The sequence below is a fragment of the Desulfosudis oleivorans Hxd3 genome, from assembly GCF_000018405.1.
Classification (GTDB): Bacteria; Desulfobacterota; Desulfobacteria; order Desulfobacterales; family Desulfosudaceae; genus Desulfosudis; species Desulfosudis oleivorans.
Genome location: NC_009943.1, coordinates 2,404,329 through 2,428,714 on the forward strand (window position 1 = coordinate 2,404,329; position 24,386 = coordinate 2,428,714).

17 protein-coding genes are annotated in these 24,386 nt (G+C 56.2%); 10 read left to right on the top strand and 7 right to left on the bottom strand.

Annotated features, from left to right (window positions below; genetic code table 11):
• Window positions 1–155 precede the first annotated feature (155 nt).
• The 3 genes from DOLE_RS10195 to DOLE_RS10205 all read right to left on the bottom strand — a co-directional run bounded on the left by DOLE_RS10195 (window position 156) and on the right by DOLE_RS10205 (window position 2,520).
• Window positions 156–1,121 (bottom strand): NAD(P)H-dependent oxidoreductase, encoded by a 966-nt coding sequence (locus DOLE_RS10195; RefSeq protein ID WP_012175404.1) that lies wholly within the window; start codon window positions 1,119–1,121, stop codon window positions 156–158.
• A gap of 120 nt (window positions 1,122–1,241) precedes the next feature.
• Complete coding sequence (locus DOLE_RS10200; RefSeq protein WP_012175405.1) at window positions 1,242–1,898, bottom strand: class I SAM-dependent methyltransferase; 657 nt, start codon at window positions 1,896–1,898, stop codon at window positions 1,242–1,244.
• Window positions 1,885–2,520, bottom strand: a complete 636-nt coding sequence (locus tag DOLE_RS10205; protein WP_012175406.1) for a DUF3786 domain-containing protein — start codon at window positions 2,518–2,520, stop codon at window positions 1,885–1,887. The genes DOLE_RS10200 and DOLE_RS10205 overlap by 14 nt, the downstream gene beginning before the upstream one ends.
• A 148-nt stretch (window positions 2,521–2,668) precedes the next feature.
• On the opposite strand from DOLE_RS10205, the gene DOLE_RS10210 reads away from it, so the two are divergent.
• The 3 genes from DOLE_RS10210 to DOLE_RS10220 all read left to right on the top strand — a co-directional run bounded on the left by DOLE_RS10210 (window position 2,669) and on the right by DOLE_RS10220 (window position 7,577).
• The gene (locus tag DOLE_RS10210; RefSeq protein ID WP_012175407.1) at window positions 2,669–5,314 is read left to right on the top strand and encodes a 1-acyl-sn-glycerol-3-phosphate acyltransferase; all 2,646 of its coding nucleotides are present in this window, start codon (window positions 2,669–2,671) and stop codon (window positions 5,312–5,314) included.
• Window positions 5,311–7,056, top strand: a complete 1,746-nt coding sequence (locus DOLE_RS10215) for a sugar phosphate nucleotidyltransferase (RefSeq protein ID WP_012175408.1) — start codon at window positions 5,311–5,313, stop codon at window positions 7,054–7,056. Before DOLE_RS10210 ends, DOLE_RS10215 begins: the two co-directional genes overlap by 4 nt.
• A gap of 113 nt (window positions 7,057–7,169) precedes the next feature.
• Entirely contained in the window at window positions 7,170–7,577 is a 408-nt protein-coding gene (locus tag DOLE_RS10220) for an NINE protein (protein ID WP_012175409.1), read from the top strand.
• A gap of 72 nt (window positions 7,578–7,649) precedes the next feature.
• Here the strand turns inward: DOLE_RS10220 and DOLE_RS10225 are convergent, their stop codons facing one another.
• Window positions 7,650–11,615 carry a thrombospondin type 3 repeat-containing protein gene (locus DOLE_RS10225; RefSeq protein ID WP_012175410.1) on the bottom strand — a complete coding sequence of 1,322 codons (3,966 nt, stop codon included), beginning with the start codon at window positions 11,613–11,615 and terminating at the stop codon, window positions 7,650–7,652.
• 363 nt (window positions 11,616–11,978) lie between these two features.
• On the opposite strand from DOLE_RS10225, the gene DOLE_RS17445 reads away from it, so the two are divergent.
• The 6 genes from DOLE_RS17445 to DOLE_RS17450 all read left to right on the top strand — a co-directional run bounded on the left by DOLE_RS17445 (window position 11,979) and on the right by DOLE_RS17450 (window position 18,903).
• Window positions 11,979–13,055, top strand: coding sequence for an OmpA family protein (locus tag DOLE_RS17445; protein ID WP_052294289.1), 1,077 nt, complete (start codon window positions 11,979–11,981; stop codon window positions 13,053–13,055).
• 400 nt (window positions 13,056–13,455) lie between these two features.
• Window positions 13,456–13,896: a hypothetical protein gene (locus DOLE_RS10235; RefSeq protein ID WP_012175412.1), complete on the top strand. Its 441-nt coding sequence runs from the start codon at window positions 13,456–13,458 to the stop codon at window positions 13,894–13,896.
• A gap of 62 nt (window positions 13,897–13,958) precedes the next feature.
• A complete protein-coding gene (locus DOLE_RS10240) occupies window positions 13,959–15,239 on the top strand; it encodes a hypothetical protein (RefSeq protein ID WP_012175413.1) in 1,281 nt (426 codons plus the stop codon).
• A gap of 72 nt (window positions 15,240–15,311) precedes the next feature.
• Window positions 15,312–15,752, top strand: coding sequence for a hypothetical protein (locus tag DOLE_RS10245; RefSeq protein ID WP_012175414.1), 441 nt, complete (start codon window positions 15,312–15,314; stop codon window positions 15,750–15,752).
• A 75-nt stretch (window positions 15,753–15,827) separates the two neighbouring features.
• A complete protein-coding gene (locus DOLE_RS10250; protein ID WP_012175415.1) occupies window positions 15,828–17,093 on the top strand; it encodes a hypothetical protein in 1,266 nt (421 codons plus the stop codon).
• Between the two features lie 130 nt (window positions 17,094–17,223).
• The gene (locus tag DOLE_RS17450; protein WP_012175416.1) at window positions 17,224–18,903 is read left to right on the top strand and encodes a methyl-accepting chemotaxis protein; all 1,680 of its coding nucleotides are present in this window, start codon (window positions 17,224–17,226) and stop codon (window positions 18,901–18,903) included.
• 150 nt (window positions 18,904–19,053) lie between these two features.
• Here the strand turns inward: DOLE_RS17450 and DOLE_RS10260 are convergent, their stop codons facing one another.
• The 3 genes from DOLE_RS10260 to DOLE_RS10270 are packed head-to-tail and all read right to left on the bottom strand — an operon-like array spanning window position 19,054 to window position 21,952.
• Window positions 19,054–20,355 (bottom strand): TRAP transporter large permease, encoded by a 1,302-nt coding sequence (locus DOLE_RS10260; protein ID WP_012175417.1) that lies wholly within the window; start codon window positions 20,353–20,355, stop codon window positions 19,054–19,056.
• Window positions 20,352–20,840, bottom strand: coding sequence for a TRAP transporter small permease (locus tag DOLE_RS10265; RefSeq protein ID WP_012175418.1), 489 nt, complete (start codon window positions 20,838–20,840; stop codon window positions 20,352–20,354). Before DOLE_RS10265 ends, DOLE_RS10260 begins: the two co-directional genes overlap by 4 nt.
• A gap of 41 nt (window positions 20,841–20,881) precedes the next feature.
• Window positions 20,882–21,952 carry a TRAP transporter substrate-binding protein gene (locus DOLE_RS10270; protein ID WP_012175419.1) on the bottom strand — a complete coding sequence of 357 codons (1,071 nt, stop codon included), beginning with the start codon at window positions 21,950–21,952 and terminating at the stop codon, window positions 20,882–20,884.
• A 427-nt stretch (window positions 21,953–22,379) separates the two neighbouring features.
• Between DOLE_RS10270 and DOLE_RS10275 the strand changes: the two genes are divergently transcribed.
• A complete protein-coding gene (locus DOLE_RS10275) occupies window positions 22,380–24,284 on the top strand; it encodes a GAF domain-containing protein (protein WP_012175420.1) in 1,905 nt (634 codons plus the stop codon).
• Window positions 24,285–24,386: the final 102 nt, after the last annotated feature.

Consider the following 24,386-nt stretch of genomic DNA (forward strand, 5'->3'; position numbering starts at 1 on the left):
CGGGATCGGGATCGGGATCGAAATCGAATTGCCGTCAGAACAGAAACGTATCGATACCGATTTCGATAGCGATAGCGATTTCGATAAGGGCAATGAAGCAAGCGTAAGATACAACGCAGCAGATATATCTTTCAGGGTCTTGACTGGAATCGGTGTTATCCCTGAATGAGTGCCGCCACCCTCGCTTCAATATCATCCCGCAGGCGGCGCACCCCTTCCGGGGATCGGTCTTCGATATTCGGAATCTCCCATGCCACGACCTGAGCGCCGGGCACCGGGGTAAAATCGGGAACGATGCCAACGGTCACCACGATACCGGGTTTTATCTCCGACAGCACGTCATCCATTAAACGGGGGCGGCCAAAAGCCATGTCCACACCCTTTTCCGCCATGGCGGCCTCCATTTCAGGATCGATCTTTTCCGCCGGGCTCATACCGGCGCTCATGGCTTCCACCCGGTCACCGGCCATGGCCATGGCAAACGCTTCGGCCATGCGGCTGGTGCACGTGTTGTCCGTGCCCACAAACACCATTTTTTTGCGGGCAAACAGGGCGTCCAGCTTGCTGACTTCCGCCGCGATATCGGCGGCAAGCCCCTCCTGCTTTTCCATGTCTCCGGGGTTCTCGATCCGGCGGTAGCCCAGCCAGCCGGTAAATTCAGCGCTGACCGCGTCAAAAAAATAGCGGGCCGTGAGGTTGATGCCCTCAAAAAGGTTTTTCCCTTTTGTGGCGCCCAGGGAGAGCATGAACCCGGCCCGGCTCCCGGCCCGGGGATCGCGCAGGTTCAGCCGGTAGTTGCGGGACCAGAGGGTCTGGGTCCGGTCGATCACCATCTTCAGCTGGGCCGGGGCACTGTAGAAATACATGGGCGTAGCCGCCACCACGATATCGGCCCGGCGGAACAGGCCGTACATTTCCTTTGCCATGTCATCGGTCTGCTGAAAACAGCGGCCGTGCTTTTCGCAGTAGGTGCAGCCGATGCAGGGCAGCACCTCTTTTTCCGCCACCACCACGGTATGGGTGACAGCCCCCTTTGCTTCAAGCGCCTTGAGAAAGGCGGAAAGCAGGTAGGCGGAGTTGCCTTTTTTTCGCGGACTGCCCATCAATCCCAGTGCAAACATTTGCGTCTCCTGTTTTGAATAATAAAGATCTGAAGCAATGGTGCTGAAATCCCTTTCAGGCCGATGCCCCACCTTCTCCTTGAATCGCTATCGGGATCGGGATCGGGATCGAAATCGATTTCACCGCTCTTCTTCCGGTTTCCTGCCGATATACTGAAACCCCAAAGCCGGGTTACCATTCATCGTGGTTACTTTTATATCATAAAGGTCTATGGTCTGAAAGCCGGCAAGCAGGGTCTCTGTCCACTGCCGGGTATGGTGCCGCACCACGCCGCCGCCGTCAATCTCAAACACGCCGTACATGCCGTATCTCTCTTTGAATTGGTCGTACCGCCGGCGGTTCCGGGCATCGGGCTGAATCCAGTAATCGCTGATGTAGACAATGCCCCCGGGGCGCAGCACGCGGAAAATGTCCGCGACCAGGGCCGACTGGCCGGCATCCGTGGGAATGCAGTTGAGCACGGCAAACAGCAGTACCGCGTCAAAACAATTCGAATCATGGGGCAGGCCGGTGCCGGGCAGGATGTCCAGGCGAAGATGGGGGAATGTTTTCCGGCCCCGCTCAATCATCTTTTCCGACACATCCACACCCCAAACATCGGTGTATCCCATCCGGTAAAGCTGATCGCCGATACGGCCGTAGCCGCACCCCACATCCAGAATGCGGCCGGTTTCAGGGACCAGGGGCAAAAACCGCTCCGGCTCCAGCGCGTGGGTAAATGACCTGTCCCGCGCCACCCGGTCCCAGAAGCCGGCCTGCCGGTCAATTGGCACCATTGTCCTGCCTTCCCTTCTGCCGCAACCGCTTTCGCAGGTGCCGGCCCAGCATGGCCAAACATTCGGCATCAAGATACGCCTCGGCCCGCTCCTCGAACAGCAGACGACATTCGGCTGCAAACTCCTCGTCTTTGTCATTGAACTGCAACAGCAGGGGAACTCTGGGCAAGGCGGCAAACCATGCCACCAGGTCATACGCGCCATCGGGGTCGCGGACCTGGCCGCCCAGCGCGGCACAGGCATTGCGCAAGGCCGGCAACCGGCCGGCAAAACAGGCGGCAATGGCCTGCTCCACCTCATTCTTGAAAAACACCGTCAACGGACCGGCATCCTTCAGTCCCCGGTAAGTGACCCATTCCTCCCCTTCAGGGGGCGAGTCCGGGCAGAGAAGCAAATATTTGCAGAGCACCACGCACAGGTCAAAGCCGGGCCGCCGGCCACCGGCATCCTGGACCGCTTTTCCGGAGACATGGAACGCCTGGCCCAGCAACGGCACCCGCACTCCTTTTTCACCGGCGGTTTCGATTCCCAGCCGGGAAGCACGGGCACCGATGTCGAGGCGGTTGACCTGGGCCAGGTAATCGATGTAGGTTTTTTCAAATATGGAACCGGGATTTGACATTTTGTTCATCCTGTTGCATCTTACACTGACAGGGGGGATGCCCGGCTCGGCAATCCTGCCGCGGGTACCCCGGATATTCGGTAGCGTATCATTGCATACCATATCCGATCATCAAAAAAAATTCATTGGGAGTTTTTAAAATACGATCATGTTTGATTCCATCAAAAGCGCGGTCAGCGCCATGGGTCGTTTTTTCGCCGGTTACACCGGCCGGCTGCTGGACAACACCCACGACCATTTCCTGTCCTTTTTCCCGCAACAGAGCGGCATTCTGACCCGCGCGGTGTCGGCCCTCTTTTTTTCAAAAACCGCCATTGGAGACGACAAGACCGCGCGAATCCAGGAAAATTCAAAATCCGGCATCATTGTGTATGTCTCCAAGTACAAAAGTAAAATAGAGTTTCTGCTCTGCAACACCCAGTACGCCAGGCACGACCTGCCGGCCCCGGAAGTGGCCATCGGCCAGCGGATCGTTTTGCTGCAGCCGGCCGGCCGTATTTTCAGGGTGGTCCTGGCCAACCTGGACTATTTTTTCCGGCATTTCTCCTTTCTGACGCCTTATAAAACCGATTATTTCAAAAAACAGCTCACCGGGGGCAGCACCGCCTTTTTTTCGTTATTCGGCAACCGCACCTTTTACCCCCGGCTGATGAAATCCAATACCAACCCGGTCCAGGAACTGATCCGTATTCAAAAAAGCACCACCACCCCTATCTTCATTGTTCCCCAGGTGCTTTTTTTTTCCAAACGGCCCCTGAAGACCAAGCCGGGCCTGCTTGACTTCTTCTTCGGCGGCCTGACCAAGCGGCCGGGCAGAATACGGCGCCTGTTTACCCTGTTTTCCAACCCCAAAAGCACCTTTCTTGAACTCTGCGAGCCGATCAACCTGAAATATTTCCTGGAAGACCCGGAAAACATCAACATGCGGGAGGAGTACCAGGCACTGGCCCTGCGCCGCCTGCTGCTCTCCCGGATCAACCTGCTGCGCCAGCGGGTCACCGGTCCGGTCTTAAAATCCCGGGAAGAGATCAAGGAAGCCATCATGGGCAGCCGCCGGCTCCAGTCGTTTGTGGAAGAGGTGGCCGCTGAAACTGGCCAGCCGGTGCGCCAGACAAGCAAGGAGGCATACGAATACCTGGATGAGATCGCCGCCAACTACAGCCTGAACTGGGTCATGACCTACGACATGGTGCTGACCTGGATGCTGAAGCATATTTTTGACGGCATGGCCATTGATCATGAAAACCTCAACCGGCTCAAGCAGGTGTCGCAACAGGCGCCCCTGATCTTCGTGCCCACCCATAAAAGTCACCTGGACTACCTGGTGCTCTCTTACGTGCTTTATTACAACAACATCGCCTGCCCCCATATCGCGGCCGGCAAAAATCTCTCCTTCTGGCCCCTGGGACCCATCTTCCGGGGTGGCGGCGCCTTTTTCATGCGGCGCACCTTCAAGGGGCAGAAGCTCTATTCAAAAGTATTTTTTGAGTACATCTACAAAATTCTTCAGGAAGGGTTTAATGTAGAGTTCTTCCTGGAAGGCGGCCGCAGCCGGACCGGCAAGATGCTCTCCCCAAAAACCGGTCTGCTCTCCATTATTCTGGACGCGTATGCCCAGGGCGCATGCAGCGATCTGATGTTTGTGCCGGTCAACATCGGGTATGACCGGATCATTGAAGAGGCCTCCTATATTCGCGAAATCAAGGGCGGTGAAAAAAAGGCGGAAAACCTGCCGGAACTGATCAAGGCCAGGAAATCCCTCAAATCCAGGTATGGCAAGGTTTACGTCAACTTCAACGAGCCCCTCTCGCTCAAGGAGTTTCTGGCCCACACCGGCACCGATCTTGCCGCTCTTGATCCGGACGCACGGCGGGAGTTTATCGGCACCCTCTCCCACATCCTGACCAAACGTATCGACAATGTCACCACGGTGACCCCTTACAGCATCGTCTCCTGCGCTATTCTCACCTGCCCCCGGAAACGGTTCACATCAGACTACCTGATGTCCATCATGGAGACCTATCTGACCTGCCTGCAATCCCTGGGAGTCCGGCTGGCGGACACCATCACCTCCAACCATGCCTATGCGTTTAACAACGCGCTGGACGCCTTTGTCAGCCGCAAGCTTATTGAACACTTTGAGATCGACAGCGACAAGGAGAACCCGCTGTTCATGATCAACGAGTCCAAACGGCCCACCATGGAGTATTATAAAAACACCTGCATCTGCTTTTTTGTGCCGGTTGCGTTCACCGCTCTTGCCGTTCTGGAGCGCAACACCTTTCAGTTCAACACCACGGACCTGACCAAGCCCTTTGCGTTTCTCCGGCACCTTCTTGAAAATGAGTTTGTGCTGAGCATTGAGACCCCGGACCCGGAATTTATCAAAGAGAGCATGACAGCGTTCCAGGCGGACGACATGATCATTCCCGGCGACCAGGGTCATGGTTCGTATGACCTGACACCGGAAGGCCTGAAAAAATTAAAACTGTTTGCCGCTTTTCTGGCCCCCTATTTTGAGTCCTACCTGGTGGTGCTCAATTACCTGAAACAGAAAGAATCATCGCCGAACGGCAAACCCGCAGACGAGAAAGAAGAGATCAAACATCTCCTGGCTCACGGTAAAAAAATGTTTAAAAACAATGAAATAGAGCGCCTTGAAGCCCTTTCCAAGCTCACGGTCCAGAATGCCTACCACTTTTTTATGGATCAGCAGGTGATTACCGCTGACGACAGGACCAAGGCCGATTTTTACGAAGACCGGATTCACACCTTCCTGATGCTGATGGCATGACACTGATGGAAACATCCGGAGAGTGGCGCGCCCTGGTCCTGGCCGCCGGTTTTGGTAAGCGGCTGCTGCCTTATACCCGGCTCACGCCCAAGCCCCTGTTTACCATAGATAACCGTCCCCTGCTGGAGATCGTTCTGACCCGGCTGGCCGATGCCGGGTGCCGGGGCGCCATTGTCAACACCCACCACCTGCACGAAAAAATCGAGTCCTTTCTTTGGCGTCAGGGCTACCCCATGCCGGTGCAGACCCGTTACGAGCCTGAGATTCTTGGCACAGGGGGCGCCATTGCCAACTGCGCCGATTTTCTGAACAGCGGCCCGTTTCTGGTGATCAACAGCGATATTTATACGGATATCGACCCGGCCGATGTGCTGCGATTTCACCATGGCCACGACGCCCCGGTCACCCTGGTGCTGCACGACTTCCCGCGCTTTAACCGGGTATGGGTGGATGAGAAGGATCGCATCACCGGGTTTGGAGAAAACCGGAAGGCCGAGGCCGCGGGCATTCGGCAGCTGGCCTTTACCGGCATTCATGTAATTGATCCGCGAATTTTTGAATTTCTTCCCCCGGCAGGCGCGTTTTCCAACATCATCGAGGTGTATGACCGGATGATTTCAGAGGGTGTCCCGCTTCAGGCCATGACTGTTTCCGGCCACACCTGGCACGATATCGGCACACCCGGGGACTACCGGCAGACGGCCTTTGAAAGAACAGTTGAAACCGCGCAGATCCGGGCCTTTGGCAAGGCGACGCCTGTCCGTTTGCAGGAAATTGCCCCGGACGGCTCCGATGCCCGGTGGGCCCGCCTTGTTTCAGATTCGGGCAGCCTGGTGGCCTGCGACCGGGGTATCAGGGCAGTGGAGGGCACCGGTGAAACTCAGGCGTATGAAGCCATTGGCAGGCATTTTTACGATAAAGGCGTACATGTTCCCAAAATACATAATGCTGATCCATTTGCGGGTCTGGTGGTTATGGAAGATCTGGGCCCCACCTCTTTGCAGGACCTTGTGCTCCGTGCCCATACCGAAGAGAGCACAGTTGGCCTTTATCTGCCCGTGATCCGGAACCTGATCACCCTGGCCGTCAAAGGCGCTCAGGGATTTGACCCGGCCTGGACCTGCCAGACGCCGGAATATGACAAGACCCTGGTCCTGGAAAAGGAGTGCCGCTATTTTACGCAGGCCTTTGTATCCGGCTACCTTGGGCTTGAAGGTTTTTATAAAAGACTTTATGATGAATTTGAGATAGTTGTCGACAAAACATTAACGTTTGGCTTTAAGTTAATAATCCATAGGGACATGCAGTCCCGCAACATCATGATCAAAGATAAAAATCCATTTTTCATCGATTTTCAGGGCGCCCGGATCGGGCCGGTGCAGTATGACCTGGCCTCCCTGCTCATCGACCCCTATGTGGCCCTGCCCCAACCGGTTCAGGAGCGACTGGTCCATGAATACATGGACCGATTTGAAGAGTACCAAGCCTTTGATCCGGCCAATTTCCTGAAAGGATACGCCTGTTGTAAAGTGACACGTAACCTTCAGATGCTCGGTGCCTTTGGATTTCTTACGCAAAAAGGGAAAAAACAGTTTGCCCGGTATATTCCAACGGCTGCGGCCTCCCTGCCCGGCCATGTGGAAGAGATGGAGCAGGCCATTGATAAACCTTTTCCCAAATTAAAGGCCCTGGCCCGGGATATTGCCGAACGGATAAGGGCAAACGGCCAAAACAGCTCGTAATATATTGGGAATAAATGGAATGAAACGCAAATCGGTTTCGATACCGATAGCGATCCCGATACCGGTTGGATAAAAAACGGCTGTAACCCCAAAAACGACCAAGGAGGTATTTTATGAACAACTCCAACGACACTCACATGAAGACCTTCGGCTACATTCTCTGGCTGTTCGGATTTACCGGCTCCCACCGGTTTTACTACGGCAGGCCCATCACCGGCGCCATCTGGTTTTTCACCTTCGGCCTGTTTCTGGTCGGCTGGATCGTCGACCTGTTTCTGATCCCCGCCATGGACCGGCAGGCCGACCTGCGGTTTGCATCCGGAAAAATCGACTACAACATTGCCTGGCTGCTGCTCACTTTTCTGGGCGTTTTCGGGGTGCATCGCATGTACATGGGAAAGTGGATCACCGGCATTATCTACCTGCTCACCGGGGGACTTTTTCTCATAGGCTATCTTTACGACTTCTGCACCTTAAACAACCAGATCACCATGATCAACCGGTCATCAACAGACGTATAATCCGGGGACCCCATTGGATATGACATAAAAAAACCGCCGGGCTCATTATGAGTCCGGCGGTTTTGACTGCCCTCAAATTTCCGGCGCTAGAAAAGGCCGGAAAAAAACCGCCATCGTTTCAATAAAACATCCGCCACCCCCGCCGGCGGCAGCCGGGGCTGAAGGCGCTGTCCCGTCCGTAACAGCCGGGCCTGAGGGATCCACAATCACGCCGTTGGCCACGCCGTCAGCATCCCCTGCCCCGCCATCGGTCAGGGTCAGGGTAACACTGCGCATATCACCGGCAAAAGCAGCGTTTGCCGAATAATCCTGCCACCCGTTTACCGGGTCATACTTGTACCAAACAGCGTCGTTATCCAGCGGTTCGGAAAAATAGACCGTAACCACAGCCGTGTCTCCCGGGTTCTCGACTGTCACGCGGAAGCTGACAAGGCCCAGAGGAAGGTCATCCGGCATGGCCGAATCATCGGGCAGGTCGGCCGGGTCGGTGATACTGAGGGCCGCAACCGTCTGCCCGCTGCCGCCGGGGGCCAGGCCCAGCTGAGATCCATCCAGGGCCGTCACCCGCGGCAGGTTCTGGGTGTTGTCGTTCACCCCGTTATCGTCCAGGTCCGTGGCAGCCGTCACCTCCTGGTCGTCCGGAATATTGTTGCTGTTGGCATCGGTAAACGGCGCCGCATCGGTGGTAAAAGACACGGGGTCGCACCACAGCCAGTCCGTACCATTGTCATCGACAAACTGGGCCCGCCAGAAATAGGAGGTGCCCGGCGACAGCATGGCCTCGGGAAGCGCCATTTCAAGAAGCGCCTCATTCGAAGCGGCGTCAAAAACAAGGTTTGAAAAACCGGCATCCAGGGCCACCTGCCATACCGATGCGGCATGGGTGTCGCCGCTGTAACCGACCCGGTAGTCAACTGTCAGGGCCGGCGCCAGCGCCACCCCTGAGGTGCCGTTGTCCGGGCTCACCACGTCCGGAATCCCGGGACCGGCTGTTGCCGAAGCCGGGTTGGTGCCGCCCTGGTATTCATACCAGTTGATCAGGCCGTCACCGTCCAGGTCGCCGTCCGCGTCCGCCACCAGGGGATCGGTACCCCTGGCAACTTCCCAGGCATCGGGCATGCCGTCGCCATCCGTATCGGTCGAAGTCGGATCCAGCCTGTTTTCAACCTCCCACCCGTCGGCCAGCCCGTCATTGTCGATATCCGTGGAAAAGTCGCCCTGGCCGTCAAGGGCCAGAAACAGGCTCTCGGAACCGGCCTCCCATGTGCCGTAGGCCCAGCCATCATCACCCAGAACCCCTTGCAGGGTCATGGTCAGACCGAAATAGGACATGTGAAACTCGAATGTGCGGTCACAGTAGAACTGGCCATATCCGGCAATGCTGTCCGGCACCATACCCTCCAGGCCGCCCGGCAGCATGCCCAGCAGATCGTCGAACCCGGGGACGGAAAAATCGATGGGCACATAACCGGTACGCAGATCAACAACCGTGCCGGTACCGGTGATGTCACCGATAACGGGCAGGCCCTGGACAAGGAGACTCAGCCCCCCGTCCTCCCCCACGTTAAAGGTCCATGAACCGTTTATCGCCTTATACTGATCACCGGTATTAATAAGATTGTAATTAACCGCACCGGTCATATCGCCGGTATAGGCACCGGCTACGTTGTCCCACAGGGTATCTGAGCCGAACAGAACGGTTACCGTGTGGTTGGCCTCAATATTGGCAAACGTATAATTTTCCGGCGCGTCTTGCGAAACACCATCGACAAACACTTCCAGAACACCGCATCCACCACTGGTATCGGGAACAAACGAAAGTTCCGGGCTCTCGCCTCCCTCCACCATCACCGCCTCAATCTCATTTTGTGTTCCAAAAGGAGACACCTGTCCAGGGCCAAAGGCTGTGATGGTGATGACCTTGGGGTCGATATACTTGGCACTCTCGGTCAGGTCGCCGGAAGCGGCGATTTTGAAAAAGACCATGGTGCCGTCCATCTCCCAGGTGCCGGAGATGGTTTTGTCTTCAGCGGTCTGGCCACTCATGGAAAACCCGAAAACCGGCACGTCAAAGGAGAACCCGCCGGCCCCGTCAAACCGGGCCGTGCCCGGGAATTCTCCCAGCACCGGTATCTGGAAAACAAGATCAGCCGCGCCGGTGGCGGGATTCACCACGCCAAGACCCGTGATCGTGCCAAAGGGGCCCATGATGGAGGGCCCTTGCACGGTCACCGCGACACTGTAGTCATCTCTCCCCACCACCACGCTCCAGAAGCCTTCGGCCGGCAACAGCAGGGGGTCGGAGACCTCGCCGTCAAAGCTGCCGATATAGGTGCCGGGAACCGTTTCCCACAGGGTGTCTGAGCCGAACCAGACCTCAAGGGTGTGATCCTGGCCAACTGCGTCAAAAGTATAGCTACCTCCCGGTTCCTGAGATTCCCCATCGACAATCACATCCACAACCCTCCATCCGTCGGCCGGAGTGAACGTAAATTCCGGGGTGCCGCCTGCTGCAACCGCCACGGCGCCGGACGGGGAGACGGCGCCACTTCCCTGAACCGATGTGGTGATGACAAACTCATCCGCGTAAGCCACCACACCGCCGGAAAATGATCCGCCGGCGTTAAAACTCACAAAAAAGAGCGATGAATCAAAGGCCCACAACCCTGCTACAGAGCCGTCCTCATTCAGGGTGCCGCTCAGGGTGTAGCCCAGATCCGGAATCTCAAAGGAAAAGGTCCGGTCACAGGTGAACTGGCCGGTGCCGGCAAATTCCCCGAACGTGGGAATTGTAAAGATCATGTCGGCCACGCCGGTTTCAGTGTCCACCGTTCCGGTACCCACAAGATCGTCAAACAGCGGGGTCGCAAGACCCGGGAAAAATATCGGGGGACCGCCGCTGATGGTGATGCTGATGTTCTCCGCGTCCCTTAAATCAAACTCCCAGGTGCCCTGAAGGGCCGGGGCAAACGGCATTTCCACGTCGTTGACCATGAAGCGGCCGGGCATGGTCAGGTTGCCGTCCAGGGTTCCGGCATAGAGACCGGCCACCCCGTCCCAAAGCGTGTCGGAGCCGAACCGGACCTCAATGGTCTGGTTTTCAGTGATATTTTCAAACGTGTAAGAACTCTCCAGAGGGGCTGACAGCGGCACGCCATTAACAATAACGGCAAAAACGTCGCACCCGCCTTCAGGGGTAAACGTAAATTCCTGGCTGGCGCCGGATGCCACCTCCACCACACCGGATGGGGAGATGGTGCCGGAGCCCACGGCAGTGGCCGTGATTGCCGGAGATGTTATCACCGGGTCTTCGACGCTTGCGCCGGTAAAGGTGCCGTTGGCATCAAACCACACCGTCACCGGAGAAACGGTCAGTTCCGGCAGCAGGGTGGCGGGGTCCACCGTCAGGGTGGGAAAATCAAAATTCCAGGTGCCGGAAGCAACACCGCTGTCATTCAGGGTGCCGCTCATGGAAAACGAAAGCTCAATCGCGGGAATGTCCGGAACAGGAAGCAGATCCGCGGGTGAAATGGAAAATGAAAATGAAAAACTGTTAGTATCGCAGTCAAAGGTGCCTTCACCTGTAAAGCCCAGGTCCGGCGCGGCATCTCCCAGAACGGTCTCAATCAGGGGAACAAAAAAATACATCGTGGCGTTGCCATTCACATCCACGGTGCCGGTTCCCCTGATCACGGGGATATTGGCACTCAACCCGCCGCCCAGTGTAACATCAAGGTTTCCGTCTGCTCCCACATCAAAACGCCAGGTTCCCTCCACCCCCAGGTCCTGGCCGGACGCGGACATGCCGTCGCTTTCGCCTCCTGCAGAGGCAGTGCCTTCCAGGTTGCCCTCATATACGCCGGCCAGGCTGTCCCAGCATGGGGGCAGATCGGGTGGCGTCACCACAACAGCCTGTGCCATGCCGCTCATGGCAAACAGGCAGAGCATCGCCGCGCACAGGGCCAAAGCAGTTCGTGCATAAAAAGTTTTCATCCATCGGGAGACCTGACGCGTGGGAGTAAACGTTCTGGCGGGCATGGCGCCTCCTTAATATATATTTTAATTTAAGCAGCCGTTAAACCTTTGAAGATTTTTATGCAATTTTTGCACCGGAAAACTCGTCATTGGCAACTCAACAGTCAACCCTTTTATTTTATAATATTAAAGGACCATAAATCGACGAAACACCGTTCTCTTTTCTAAAAACCGAACCGGATTTTGCCGATTTTTGTCATTGCGTTATACAAAAAAACGGCACTTGCCATCCTGCTCTTTTATGGTGGCTTGCATTTTCATTTCTCTGTGCTATATATGCTGTTTATGCAACATCAACAATTCCTGCGCGGTAGAACCTTACAAAAGATAAAACATCGGAAAACATCCAAAAAGAAAGAGGGCGACATGAAAATTAAAACTGTTGTGCTGGCTGTATGTTTGAGCCTGGTTCTGACAGGCATGACAACAACCGGGGAATGCGGACCGCAAAAGGGGGATATCTTCATCTCCCCCATGGTGGGCGGCCACATGTTTGAAGGCACCATGGGCATTGAGGATGGCCTCATGGGCGCTTTGGGCCTGGGCTACATGGCCACGGACAGATGCGGCCTGGAAGCGGTTCTGGGCTATACCATGACCGAGACCACCGTCGGCGCCCTGGACACAAACGTGGCCACCGGCCGCCTGGATGCTTTCTACAACCTGATGACCGGCGACTTTGTGCCCTACTTTGCCATCGGCCTGGGGGCCGTCAATTTCGATTACGACATTACCGGCGTGGAAAACGACATGGACTGGATGGCCAACTACGGCCTGGGATGCCACTATTTTTTCACTGACAGCCTTGCCCTGCGGGCCGATGTGCGCCACGGCATCTCCTTTGATGAAACCCAGAACCACCTGCTTTACACCCTTGGGCTCACATGGCTCCTGGGCGGCGGTGACAACGGCACCCAGGTGGTAAAGATGAAACCTGCCCCGGAACAGGCCGCCCCTGCGGTCGTGGAAAAACCAAGGCCCGCCCCGGCTCCTCAGCCTGTCGTCGAAGCAGCTCCCGCCATTGCCGATGATGACAGAGACGGTGTTCCCAACGATCAGGACCAGTGCCCCGGCACACCCATCGGCGCCAAGGTGAACGCCCGCGGCTGCTGGGTTATTGAGGGCCTTAATTTTGAACGAGCCAGGGCTGACATCATGGCCGACTCCTTTGCCAAGCTGGACGAGGTGGTGACTGTGCTCAAGAATAACCCGGAGCTGCGCCTGGAGGTCCAGGGCCATACCGACAGCCGAGGCAACCCCGGTTTTAACCAGGTTCTCTCCGAGCAACGGGCCGGCGCCGTGGTCCGTTATTTTGTCTCCAGGGGAATTGCCGCAGACCGCCTGGTTTCCAAGGGGTTTGGTCCCTCCCAGCCCATAGCAGACAATGACACGGCCGAGGGCCGGGCCGAAAATCGCCGGGTGGAACTCAACCCCATCGACTGATTCACTTCATAGCACCATAGAAAACGGCATCTTTCGTTTTGGCGAAAGATGCCGTTTTCTATGCCGCAAATTTTTTTCTCCTTCTCTTTTCCACAAAGCAGGAACACCAACTTTTCAGGACACCGTCCAATTTTTCAGGACATTTCCGTCCTTAAAAATGTAACGTCCGACTCCGCCGACAGCCTTTCATCTTTAACAAAATATTGAAATTAAAAACAATAAATTATTTCCCCCGCCCATCTCAGGACTCCGGCACATTATTCGCATACAGTCTCTTCAAACTTGTAAATGAGACGGCTCCCGGATGCACCTTGGGGACAAACCAGTCAACCGGACCGAATTACCCGACAACCGGATGACTGTAGAGAGACAACCGGTATTCAAACAGGAGGAGAGTCAAATGCCCCATCGCACCTTGCTTCTGCCAGCCTTGCTGGCGGCAATCGTTGGTTTTGCTGTCTTTTGCCCGGTACCGGCGCAAGCGGAAACCGTTTATGTAGTTGCAAACATAAACGTTTCTGACAGCTCCCTGACACAAACCGAGATACAGAACATCTACCTGGGCAAAAAGGACAAGTGGAACGACAACCAGAAGATCAATTTTACGGCTTTGGCAGGCGGCCCGTGTCACGAAACATTTCTAAAGCAGCATGTGGGCCGAAGCGATTTTCAGTTTCAAAACTACTGGAAAAAACAGATTTTCACCGGCCAGGGCCAGCCGCCCAAAAGCTTTGCGTCTGACGCGGAGCTGATTGACTATGTTTCTAAAACCAGCGGCGCCATCGGCTACACCTGCGCCCCGCCGGATACCGAAAAGATAAAAACCGTGACTGTTAAGTGACCGCTGACACCAACAATTGATAGCCTTGAACTATTAACCAGTCAAATAATCAGGAGACATCAATGGGACTTTACAGAAGAAGATTTTGGGTTGTGGCCCTGGTTGCGCTTTTGGTATGCCCGGCCGGCGCCGTTGGCATGACACTGGAAGACCTCCAGATCCATGGTTTTATCAGCCAGGGGTTCCTCTATTCAACAGACGACGCGGACTTTCTGGCAAAAGACTCCCACAAGGGGACACTGGAATTCAATGAAATGGCCATCAACTTTTCCGCCACTCCCACCGATGATCTTTCCGTGGGGATGCAACTGGCCGCCTTTGACCTGGGCACGATCGGTAACGACGAGGTGATGGTGGACTGGGCCTTTGGCGACTATTCGTTCCGTGACTACCTGGGGCTAAGGGCCGGCATTATTAAAATTCCCCTTGGCCTCTATAATGATGTGCGCAAGATCGACATGGTGCGCACCAGCATTCTGCTGCCAACAAGTGTCTATCCGGAATGGTTCCGGGAGGCCTTTGCCCGGATTAAGGGGGTGGGGCTTTATGGCACCCTGCCCGGCAACATCTCCTATCAGGCGTTGTATGGCACTGTGGATATCCAGACGGACGGGGGCCTGTCCGACGGTCTGGAGTCCCTGATGGAGGGTTTAGGGGGCATGGACACCAACTATACGGATACAAACTGTGCCTATGCCGGCAAACTCCAGTGGGACGCGCCCGTGGGTCTCAAGCTGGCCGCCAGCGTATATACGCTGGATGGTTTAGAGACAAACATGAACAGCATCAATTATATCGATCCGGCTCCATTGGGGCTGCCGCTTCCTGTATATCTGCCCGTTGCCATGGACGCCTACATGCGTTTTGAACCGATCACCACCTGGGTGCTGTCCGCCGAATACATAACCGACCGGCTCACCCTGGCCGCTGAGTACGCCGAATATGACCTTGAGTTTAACGTCGACATCACGACTAACCTGGATCCGGCGTTCAGCGCGTTCATGGGCATTCCTCCCCGGGTGGGGGACAAAACCACCATGCAGGGCTATTATGGCAGTGCTTCCTACCGCGTGCTCGACAACCTGGAGGTCGGCACCTATTATTCCGAGTTTTATTATGACAAGGATGACCATGACGGCGGCAAATATGCCGCCAAATACGGTTTACCGAAATACAATTCATGGCTCAAGGACACCTGCCTGTCGGCCCGTTATGATATTTCACCCAACTGGTGTGCCAAGATCGAAGGCCACCTCATGGACGGCACTTACCTGGCCCTGGGCGCCCCTGCCGGCGTCGATTCCTGGGAACTTTACGCGGCCAAGCTGACTTACAGCTTCTAGCCACTCGTCTTAAGCAATAAAGCTTACAGTGTTGAATACTAATTGGACGTTGAACACAAAAGGAGAAAACTCATGATGAAACGACTTGCTTTCCCCGCATTTCTACTTGTCGCGGTTGCTGTCTGTATCATGTTTCAGCCGGCCCCGGCCCAATCGGAAACCGTTTATGTGATTGCAAACATCAACGTTGCCGACACCAGCCTGACCCAGACCGAGATACAGAATATTTACCTGGGTAAAAAGGACAAGTGGAACGACAACCAGAAGGTCAATTTTACGGCCCTGGCAGACGGCCCGTGCCACGAGGTATTTCTCAAACAGTATGTGGGCCGGAGCGATTTTCAGTTCCAGAACTACTGGAAAAAACAGATTTTCACCGGCCAGGGCCAGCCACCCAAAAGCTTTGCCTCCGACGCGGAGCTGATCGACTATGTCTCCCGGACCAGCGGCGCCATCGGCTATTCCTGTACGCAGCCGGACACCGGGAAAGTCAAAACCCTTACCATCAATTAACCGGGCTTCGGCGCAGCGCATCATTTAACTGGCCTATTTATGAATCGAACAGAACAAAAACACAGGAGACAATAAATGAAACACAGCATAAAAACCCTTTTGATTTCCGCCATGGCCGTTTTTCTTCTGCTGCCGGCCAGCGCCGGCGGCATGACACTGGAGGACCTTCAGATCCATGGTTTCATCAGCCAGGGGTTCCTCTACTCAACGGATGACGTGGACTTTCTGGCAGAAGACTCCCACGAGGGAACTTTTGAGTTCAATGAAATGGCCATCAACTTTTCCGCCACCCCCACCGATGACCTGTCGGTGGGCGTGCAGCTGGCCGCTTTTGACCTGGGCACGATCGGTAATGACGAGGTTATGGTGGACTGGGCTTTTGGCGACTATTCGTTCAGGGACTACCTTGGGCTGAGGGCCGGCATCATGAAAATCCCCTTTGGCCTTTACAATGATGTACGCAAAATCGACATGGTGCGCACCAGCATTCTGCTGCCCAACAGCGTCTACCCGGAATGGTTCCGGGAATCCTTTGCCCGAATGAAAGGCGTCGGTCTTTACGGCACCCTGCCCGGCAATATCTCCTACCAGGCCATGTATGGTACTGTGGATATTCAGGCGGACGGGGGCCTGGCCGAGGGCATGGAAACCCTGAATGGGTCGGCACTGGGCATGATGAACACCGACAGTACGGACACCGATTATGCCTATGCCGGAAAGATCCAGTGGGACTCAGCGTTCGGCCTGAAACTGGGGGCCAGCCTTTATGCCCTGCACGGCCTGAAAATGGATATGAACAGCACCACTTACATGCCGGCACCGCCGCTTCCCGTTGGGCTGCCTCTCTCCACGAACCTTGCGCTTGATTTTGAACCCATTGAAAGCTATGTTCTGTCCGCGGAGTATATGATCGACCGTCTCACCGTGATGGCCGAGTATGTAGAAAACGACATGGAATTTACCGGCAACCTCACCACCAACCTCGACCCGGTTGTCAGTGCGGCCATGGGTATTCCGTCGCGGCTGGGAGACAAGACCACCACACAGGGATATTATGGCGGTGCTTCCTACCGCGTGCTGGACCAGATGGAAATCGGCGCCTACTACTCTGAACTATATTATGACAAGTCAGACCATGACGGCGACACTTACGCCGCCAAGTTTGGCGTTGCCAAGCACAACGCATGGCTCAAGGACACCTGTCTGTCGGCCCGCTATGATTTTTCAGCCAACTGGTGCGCCAAGATCGAGGCCCACCTCATGGACGGCGGTTTCATGGCCTCCGGCGCGGACGCCAAAAACTGGGAGCTTTACGCGGCCAAGTTGACTTACAGCTTTTAGCCACGCATAATCATAACCATCTGTTTTCCCCGGCGCCGGCACCCAGGCGCCGGGGAAAACAGACCGTCTCCGGACGCACCGGTTGACGATACACATTGTTAAATGGCCCAAAAACGTTAGGAATTTTCAAATGCGGCGGTCAACCAGTATCGCAAACAAAATCTGGATCAGCCTCAGCATTCTGCTGGCCGGTTATTTTCTGTCCATGGCCTTTGGCTTTTTTACCGGCATCAACACTGAGACACGGCTCTCTTCCGTGTACGCCTATCTCTTTCCGGCGTCCCACAAAAGCCAGACCGCCCTCACCTCCTTTGAGAGCCAGCTCAAATTTTACGAAGACGCCTATCTCACCGGCGACACCGAGCTTCTTGAAAAGGCGGAAATGGAAGCAGAAAAAGCGTACCTCGCTCTGCAGGAGATCATCCGCCTTGCCGACCGAAAGCAGGTAAAAGCGGACAAGGCCATGGAGCTGCTCGACGCGCTGAAAGCATTCAGTGAGGAGGCCGGCACTGTTTATGCGGCGGTCCTGATCCAGGCATCGGACGCGACAGGCACCCTGGACAACCAACAGCGAATCTTTGCCCTGGCTCAAACGGCCACGGACATAGGTGAACAGCTGACCACGCTGAAAAACGACTACAACGCCCAGCTTGAAACCGACCTGTCCGCCATCATCTCCTTCAGCCAGCAGTTGCGGTTCGGCAACCTGTTTCTGTTTATCGGTATCGTGGTCCTCTCAGGTCTTCTGATCCGTTTCATGGTAAGACGGTCCATTGTGCTGCCCCTGCAGAACGCGGTTGCCATGGTCCAGGATATCGCCACCGGCAACCTGTCGGTGGCGATTGACGTGCGGCGGGCGGGCCACGACGAAATCGGCCTGCTGACCCGGTCCATGAACACCATGGTTAAAAAACTGGAAGCGGTGGTGGGCCAGGTCCAGAACGCCTCTGTTAACGTGGCCTCGGGCAGCGAAGAGATCAGTTCCTCTTCCGAGGAACTGTCCCAGGGCGCCACGGAACAGGCCTCCCACCTGGAAGAGATCAGCTCCAGCATGGAGCAGATGGTCTCCAACATCAACCAGAACGCGGACAACGCCTCGGAAACTGAAAAAATCGCCCGCCAGGTGGCCCAGGACGCGGAAGCCGGCGGCAGCCAGGTCCATGAGACGGTGCGGGCCATGCAGGACATTGCCGGTAAAATCTCCATTATTGAAGAGATCGCCCGGCAGACCAACCTGCTGGCCCTGAACGCCGCCATTGAGGCGGCCCGGGCCGGTGATGCGGGACGGGGGTTTGCCGTGGTGGCGGCTGAGGTGCGAAAGCTGGCCGAACGCAGCGGCCAGGCCGCCAAGGAGATTGGTGAACGGTCCGCCGGCAGCCTGGACATCGCGGAAAAGGCCGGGGAGATGCTGGAAAAGATCGTTCCCGACATTCGCAAGACCGCGGAACTGGTGCAGGAGATCTCCGCCGCCTCCAGGGAGCAGACCGCCGGCGCGGCCCAGATCAACCAGGCCATCGGCCAGCTGGACCAGGTGGTGCAGCAGAACGCCTCTTCCGCGGAAGAGGTCTCTTCCACGGCCCAGGCACTGGCCGGACAGGCGGCCCAGCTTCAGGAAAGCATCAGTTTTTTCAAAACAGAGGCTGGGGGAAAGGGATGGACCGACGGCACCGAAACCCCCTCAGCCGGGCCACCGGAAAAAGTGGAGACAGTCCGGAAGCCGCAAATCAAGCAACCGGCAACGGTCCACCGCCCGGTCGCCCTGGAAATGGGCTCAACGGACACCACGGACAGCGAGTTTGAACGGTTCTGAAGTTTCATGCCCCGGGCCTGTTTTGCCGGGGTTTTTATAAAGGGGTGTCGAACGGCACTCCACTGGCCGGGGTGCGGCATGCCGCGCCCCGGTTTTTTTGTGGCAGGACGGTTTTTTGCAAAAGGTGAAGTGTTCGGACAGGCCTTGCAATTACCGTATCAGGCCGGGTAGAAAAAGCGCGATCTGCGGAAAAGCGATCAGCAGCAGGGTGCCGGCCACCATGGCCAGCAGAAAGGGAAACGCGCCGCGAAAGATCAGCTCCAGGGGTACGTCCCTGGCCACGCCGCTGACCACGTAAACATTGATGCCCACCGGCGGCGTGATCACCCCGATCTGGGTCACCAGCACGATGATAACCCCGAACCAGACCGGATCCAGGCCGAACTGAACAATAACCGGATAAAAAATCGGAATGGTCAGCATGATCAGGGCCAGAGAATCGATAAAGCAGCCGCCGATCAGGTAAACCAGAATGATCAGCAGAATGATCACCGCAGGGGGCAGTGCAAACCCGGATATCCAGCTGGCAATATCAAACGGAATGCGGGAAATGGCCAGAAAATGGCCGAAAATCGTTGCGCCGGCCACGATCACCAGGATCATGCAGCTGATCCGGGTGGTCTCGAACAGGGACGCCACAAACCCCTTCCAAGAGAGGTTTCGCCGGGCCACTGCCAGGACGATGGTGCCGAAGGCGCCGATGGCGCCGGCCTCGGTGGGCGTGAAGATGCCGGCAAACAGACCTCCCATCACCAGAAAAAAGATCAGGATCGTTTCAAACACGCCGGAAAAGGAGGCGACCTTTTCCCGAATCGTGGTCCGGGGGCCGGGGGGGCCCAGGTCCGGCTGAATCGTGGCCCACACCAGGATGGTGACCACAAACAGCCCGGTCAGCAACAGGCCGGGCAGAATGCCGGCCAGGAAAAGCTCACCGATGGACTGTTCGGTGAGAATGCCGTACACAATAAAAATAACGCTGGGTGGGATCAGGATGCCCAGGCTGCCGCCGGCGGCCACGGCCCCGGTGGCCAGGGTAATCCGGTAGTTGTAGCGTTTCATCTCCGGCAGGGTGGCGGCGGCCATGGTGGCGGCAGTGGCGTTGGTGGAACCGCAGATGGCGGCAAAGGCGGCGCAGGCTCCGATGGTGGCAATGGCCAGCCCCCCGGGCAGGTGCCCGATATTTTTGTAGGCGGCGTCAAACAGCCGGGAACTGATGCCCGCGTGAAAGGCCACCTGCCCCATCAGCACAAACAGGGGAATCACGGTCAGATCATAGGAACCGAAAACGGCAAACAGATCCTTGACCACCAGATTCATGGAGGCGTCAAAAGAGACGATGACGCCGAATCCCACAAAACCGATCATGGCCATGAGAAAGCCGATGGGCATACGGGAAAAGATCAGGGTAAACAGGGCGAAAATGCCGATAACGCCGATCAGTGTGGGGGTCATTTCCCCCCCTTTGCCGGTGAAGACTGCACGCTCTCTGCCAGCAGCACGCAACAGAGCAGAATAAACCCCGCCGCTATGCCGATAAGAAACGGATAGGTCGGCAGCTTCAGGGTGGGCGAGACCTCACCGGCCCGCTTCAGGCTGGCCGCGTAGAGAAGACACTGCCAGGAGACGGCGGCAAAAAAAACCGTGGCCACCAGGTTGTTGAACAGGTGAATACCGCGCGCCACTTTTTCGGAAAACCGGGAAACCAGAAAATCAACGGCAATGTGGCCTTTCTGGGCCGATGTGTAGCCCAGGGAAAGCGAAATGGCCAGTGCCCCCAGCAGGCCCACCACGTCGTAGGTGCCGGGTATGGGGCACCGGAAAAACCGGAGCACCACGTCGATCACGGTGACCATCATCATGGCCACAATGGATGCCCCGGCCAGCCAGTTGGCCTTGTCGGCCAGCTGGCTGATCAGGGCTTTGACAAAATGTCCCATCGTATGTTGTTCCTTCAGCGTCCAGGCGCCGGACGCGAATCCTACTCGTTAAAACCGGCGATCAGGGCGCGAAGCTGGTCCACCGCGGCAGCACCGTCCACTCCCTTCTGGTTAACCTGAGTAATATAATCGTGAATCACCGGTTCCACCGCCTGAACCCATCGGGTGTTTTCCTCGTCGCTCAGCGGCGTAATCGTGTTGCCCAGCTCCAGGGTGTAGTTGCGGCCTTCCACATCCACATCGTCCCATACCTTGCCGTGGACGCCGACCCATTGGGCGCTGACCGCGTCAAACACCTGCTTGATATGTTCTGGAAGCGCGTTCCATTTATCCTTGTTCATCACCACGAACATGGCCGTGGTATAGCCGATGTCCCGGCAGTCGGTGGTGTGTTTGATCACCTCGGCCTGGCGCCACCCTTTAAGGGTCTCAATGGGAGCAAAGGTGCCCTCCACCACGCCCTTCTGCAGGGCCTCGTAGGTGGCGCCCTGGGACATGGCCACAGGCACGCCGCCAAGGGCCTCCACCACCTTGGCGCTCAGGCCGGTGGAGCGGACCTTGAGACCCTTCATCTCTTCTAAGGAGGTCACCGGTTTTTTTGCATGCAGCAGGCCGGGGCCATGGGCATGAATGTACAGCACCTTGACATCGTTCAGCTCTTCGGGCTGCATCTTTCTGTAAAAGGCGTCCGCGGCCCGGGTGGCCACCGTGCCGCTGGCATAGCCCAGGGGCAGGTCAACCGCCTCCATCACCGGAAACCGGCCACGGGTGTAGGCAAAACAGGACATGCCCAGGTCGGATATACCGCTGACCACGCCGTCATAGCAGGCATCGGCCTTGGTCAGGGTGCCGCCGGGGAAAATATTGATCTTGACCGCGCCGCCGGTCCTGGTTTCAACCTCCTTTGCCCATGCCTCACCGGCCTTGCACTGCTCATGGGTGGGCGGGAAAAAGATGCTGTAAGACAGTTCGATGGCCTTTTCGGGTGCCTCCGGCGCCGCGACCTGTTCCGGCGCCTGGGGTGCCGCTGCCTGATCCTGCCCCTGGCCGCAGGCGCATAAAAGAACCATCCCCAGCACCATAATCAAAAGACCATATGTCCATTTTTTCATGCCTTACCCCCTTTTTTCTAAGATGTCATGATAATGGAAAGCCGGCCAACAGCAACCCCGCCTGTCAACCGGCCTGCCCGTGCCCTTCATATCCCATGAGATACCCGGAAAAATCAAGAAAAATAAGCATTCGCAGGTGAAAATCAGCTCGTTTGGTCGCCTTTTCCCTTATCTCATCCGCTCAGGAGCAACTGGCGCCAACGCCGGGAAAAAACCGGCACCACAAACGCCCTGCATGAAACCAATAAAGAAATAGATATGCTGTTCTGAAATTCCCCACCCAGTGCAGTCAGGTGTTGTAAATCAAAGAAGTCTGGAAATCTTCGAGATTTATGATAATAATGAAGGGCATTCAGAACTTCAAACGGTACACGCTGAAAAATTTGCCAGTGCCCCTGGAAAGCAACTTGAATTAAAGGAGTCCTTTTTGAACGACGATTTCAACCATGACCATCAGGATCTGCTTTCCCAGATCGTTTCGGGCAGTCCGATTCCCACTTTTGTGATCGACCGGAATCACCGGGTGACCCACTTCAACAAGGCCTGCGAAGTGCTTACCGGGAGAAAGGCGGAAGAGATCATTGGAACCGACGGCCAGTGGCGGGCCTTTTATGCGGAAAAGCGCCCGGTGATGGCGGATATTGTTCTCGATGCCGCCATCGAAGATATCGCGGGGATGCTTGAAACCCATTACCAGGGGAAGTTCCGGGCCTCGTCGGTCAGGTCCGGGGCCTTTGAGGCCAGGGATTTTTTCCCGGCCCTGGGCGAGGACGGGAAATGGTTGTTTTTTACGGCAGCCCCCATCCGAAACGCGGACGGAGATGTTATCGGCGCCATAGAGACCCTTCAGGACATCACCCAGGAGAAGCGGGTGTCCCACCTGAACCGGTCCATGCTCCGGGTCAGCAAGGCCCTGCACCGGTATTCGTATCTGGATGACCTGTTGTCCTTTATCAGCCAGGAAATCAAAAAACTGCTGGGGGCGGAAGGGGCACTGGTGCTTTTACTGGACGCCGAAACCAACGAGTTGTACACCTCGGGACTGGCCTATGATGACCCGGACCGTGAAAAACGGATGAAAGAAGTCCGCTTTTCCCTGGATGAGGTGTTGGCCGGGCAGGTGATTCGAACCGGCGAGCCGGTGGTGATGCATGATGCCGAGGCTCTGCCCCAATACGCGGAGCGGGACAGAAAAATCGGATACACCACCCGGAGTCTCCTGGAAGTGCCCCTCGTGGTCGAGGACCGCACCATCGGTGTGCTTGCCGGTATCAACAAAAAAGAGGGGCGCTTCTCCGGGCAGGATATGGATGCCCTTGCCGCGCTGGCCGGTACCGTGGCCCTGGCCATTGAGAACACCCGGCATCAAGAGGGGCTCCGGGCCTTTTATCGTGAGGTGCAATCCCTGAACACGGCCAAGGGCAAGACGATCAACCACTTGTCCCATGAATTGAAAACCCCGGTGGCCATTCTGTCCCAGGCCCTGCCCCTGCTCGAAGACGAGCTTGCGGTTGTGCCCGAGGATAACTGGAAACCCTATGTGGAAATTATCGAGCGCCAGCTTAACCGCATCGTCGCAATCGAAAGCGAGGTGTCGGACATCATTACGGACAAAGAATACAAAGTTGCGGGGCTTTACAACGGCATGGTCCTTCAATGTGCCGACCTGCTTTCCGTTCTGGCCTTGAAACATCAGGGCAAAAAAGACATGGTGGACCAGATTACCACCCATATTCGGGAACTGTTTTCACCGAAAACCATGGTGGCCGCCACCATTGATCCCGGAACGTTTATCCAGGGCCGTCTCCGGGCGCTTGAACCCGGCTTTGCCCACCGGCAGGTGGATGTGCGTGTTCTTTTAGAGCCCACCCGGCCCATTCAGATTCCAGAGGTGATTTTTGAAAAAGTCATGGACGGCCTGATCCGAAACGCAATCGAAAACACACCTGATGAAGGCCGTGTGGATGTGGCCGTCTTTGAAAAAGGAGGGTTGGTTCAGGTCTCGGTGAAGGATTATGGGGTGGGCATTCGAAAAGACCATCAGGCCAGAATTTTCGAAGGCTTTTTCCCTACCCAGGACATTCTGGCTTACAGCACCCGGAAGCCTTTTGATTTCAACGCCGGCGGCAAAGGCGCCGATCTGCTCCGTATGAAGATTTTTTCCGAAACCTGCGGTTTCACCCTGGACATGGCGTCTACCCGGTGTGCTGTGCTGGATGCGCCCCGCCAGGAATGCCCGGGCCGGATATCTGCGTGCCCTTCCGCCACCGTAACCCGCCCCTGCCATGAATCAGGCGGAACCGAATTCATCCTCTTTTTCCACGGAGCCTGAGAAGCCGGGCACTGAAAGGAAAGCGGCCGGCGGAAAATTAATCATAAAGAATCGCGTCAAGAATAGCGAGAACCTCATTCAAAATATCTCCAGGAGCTTTCT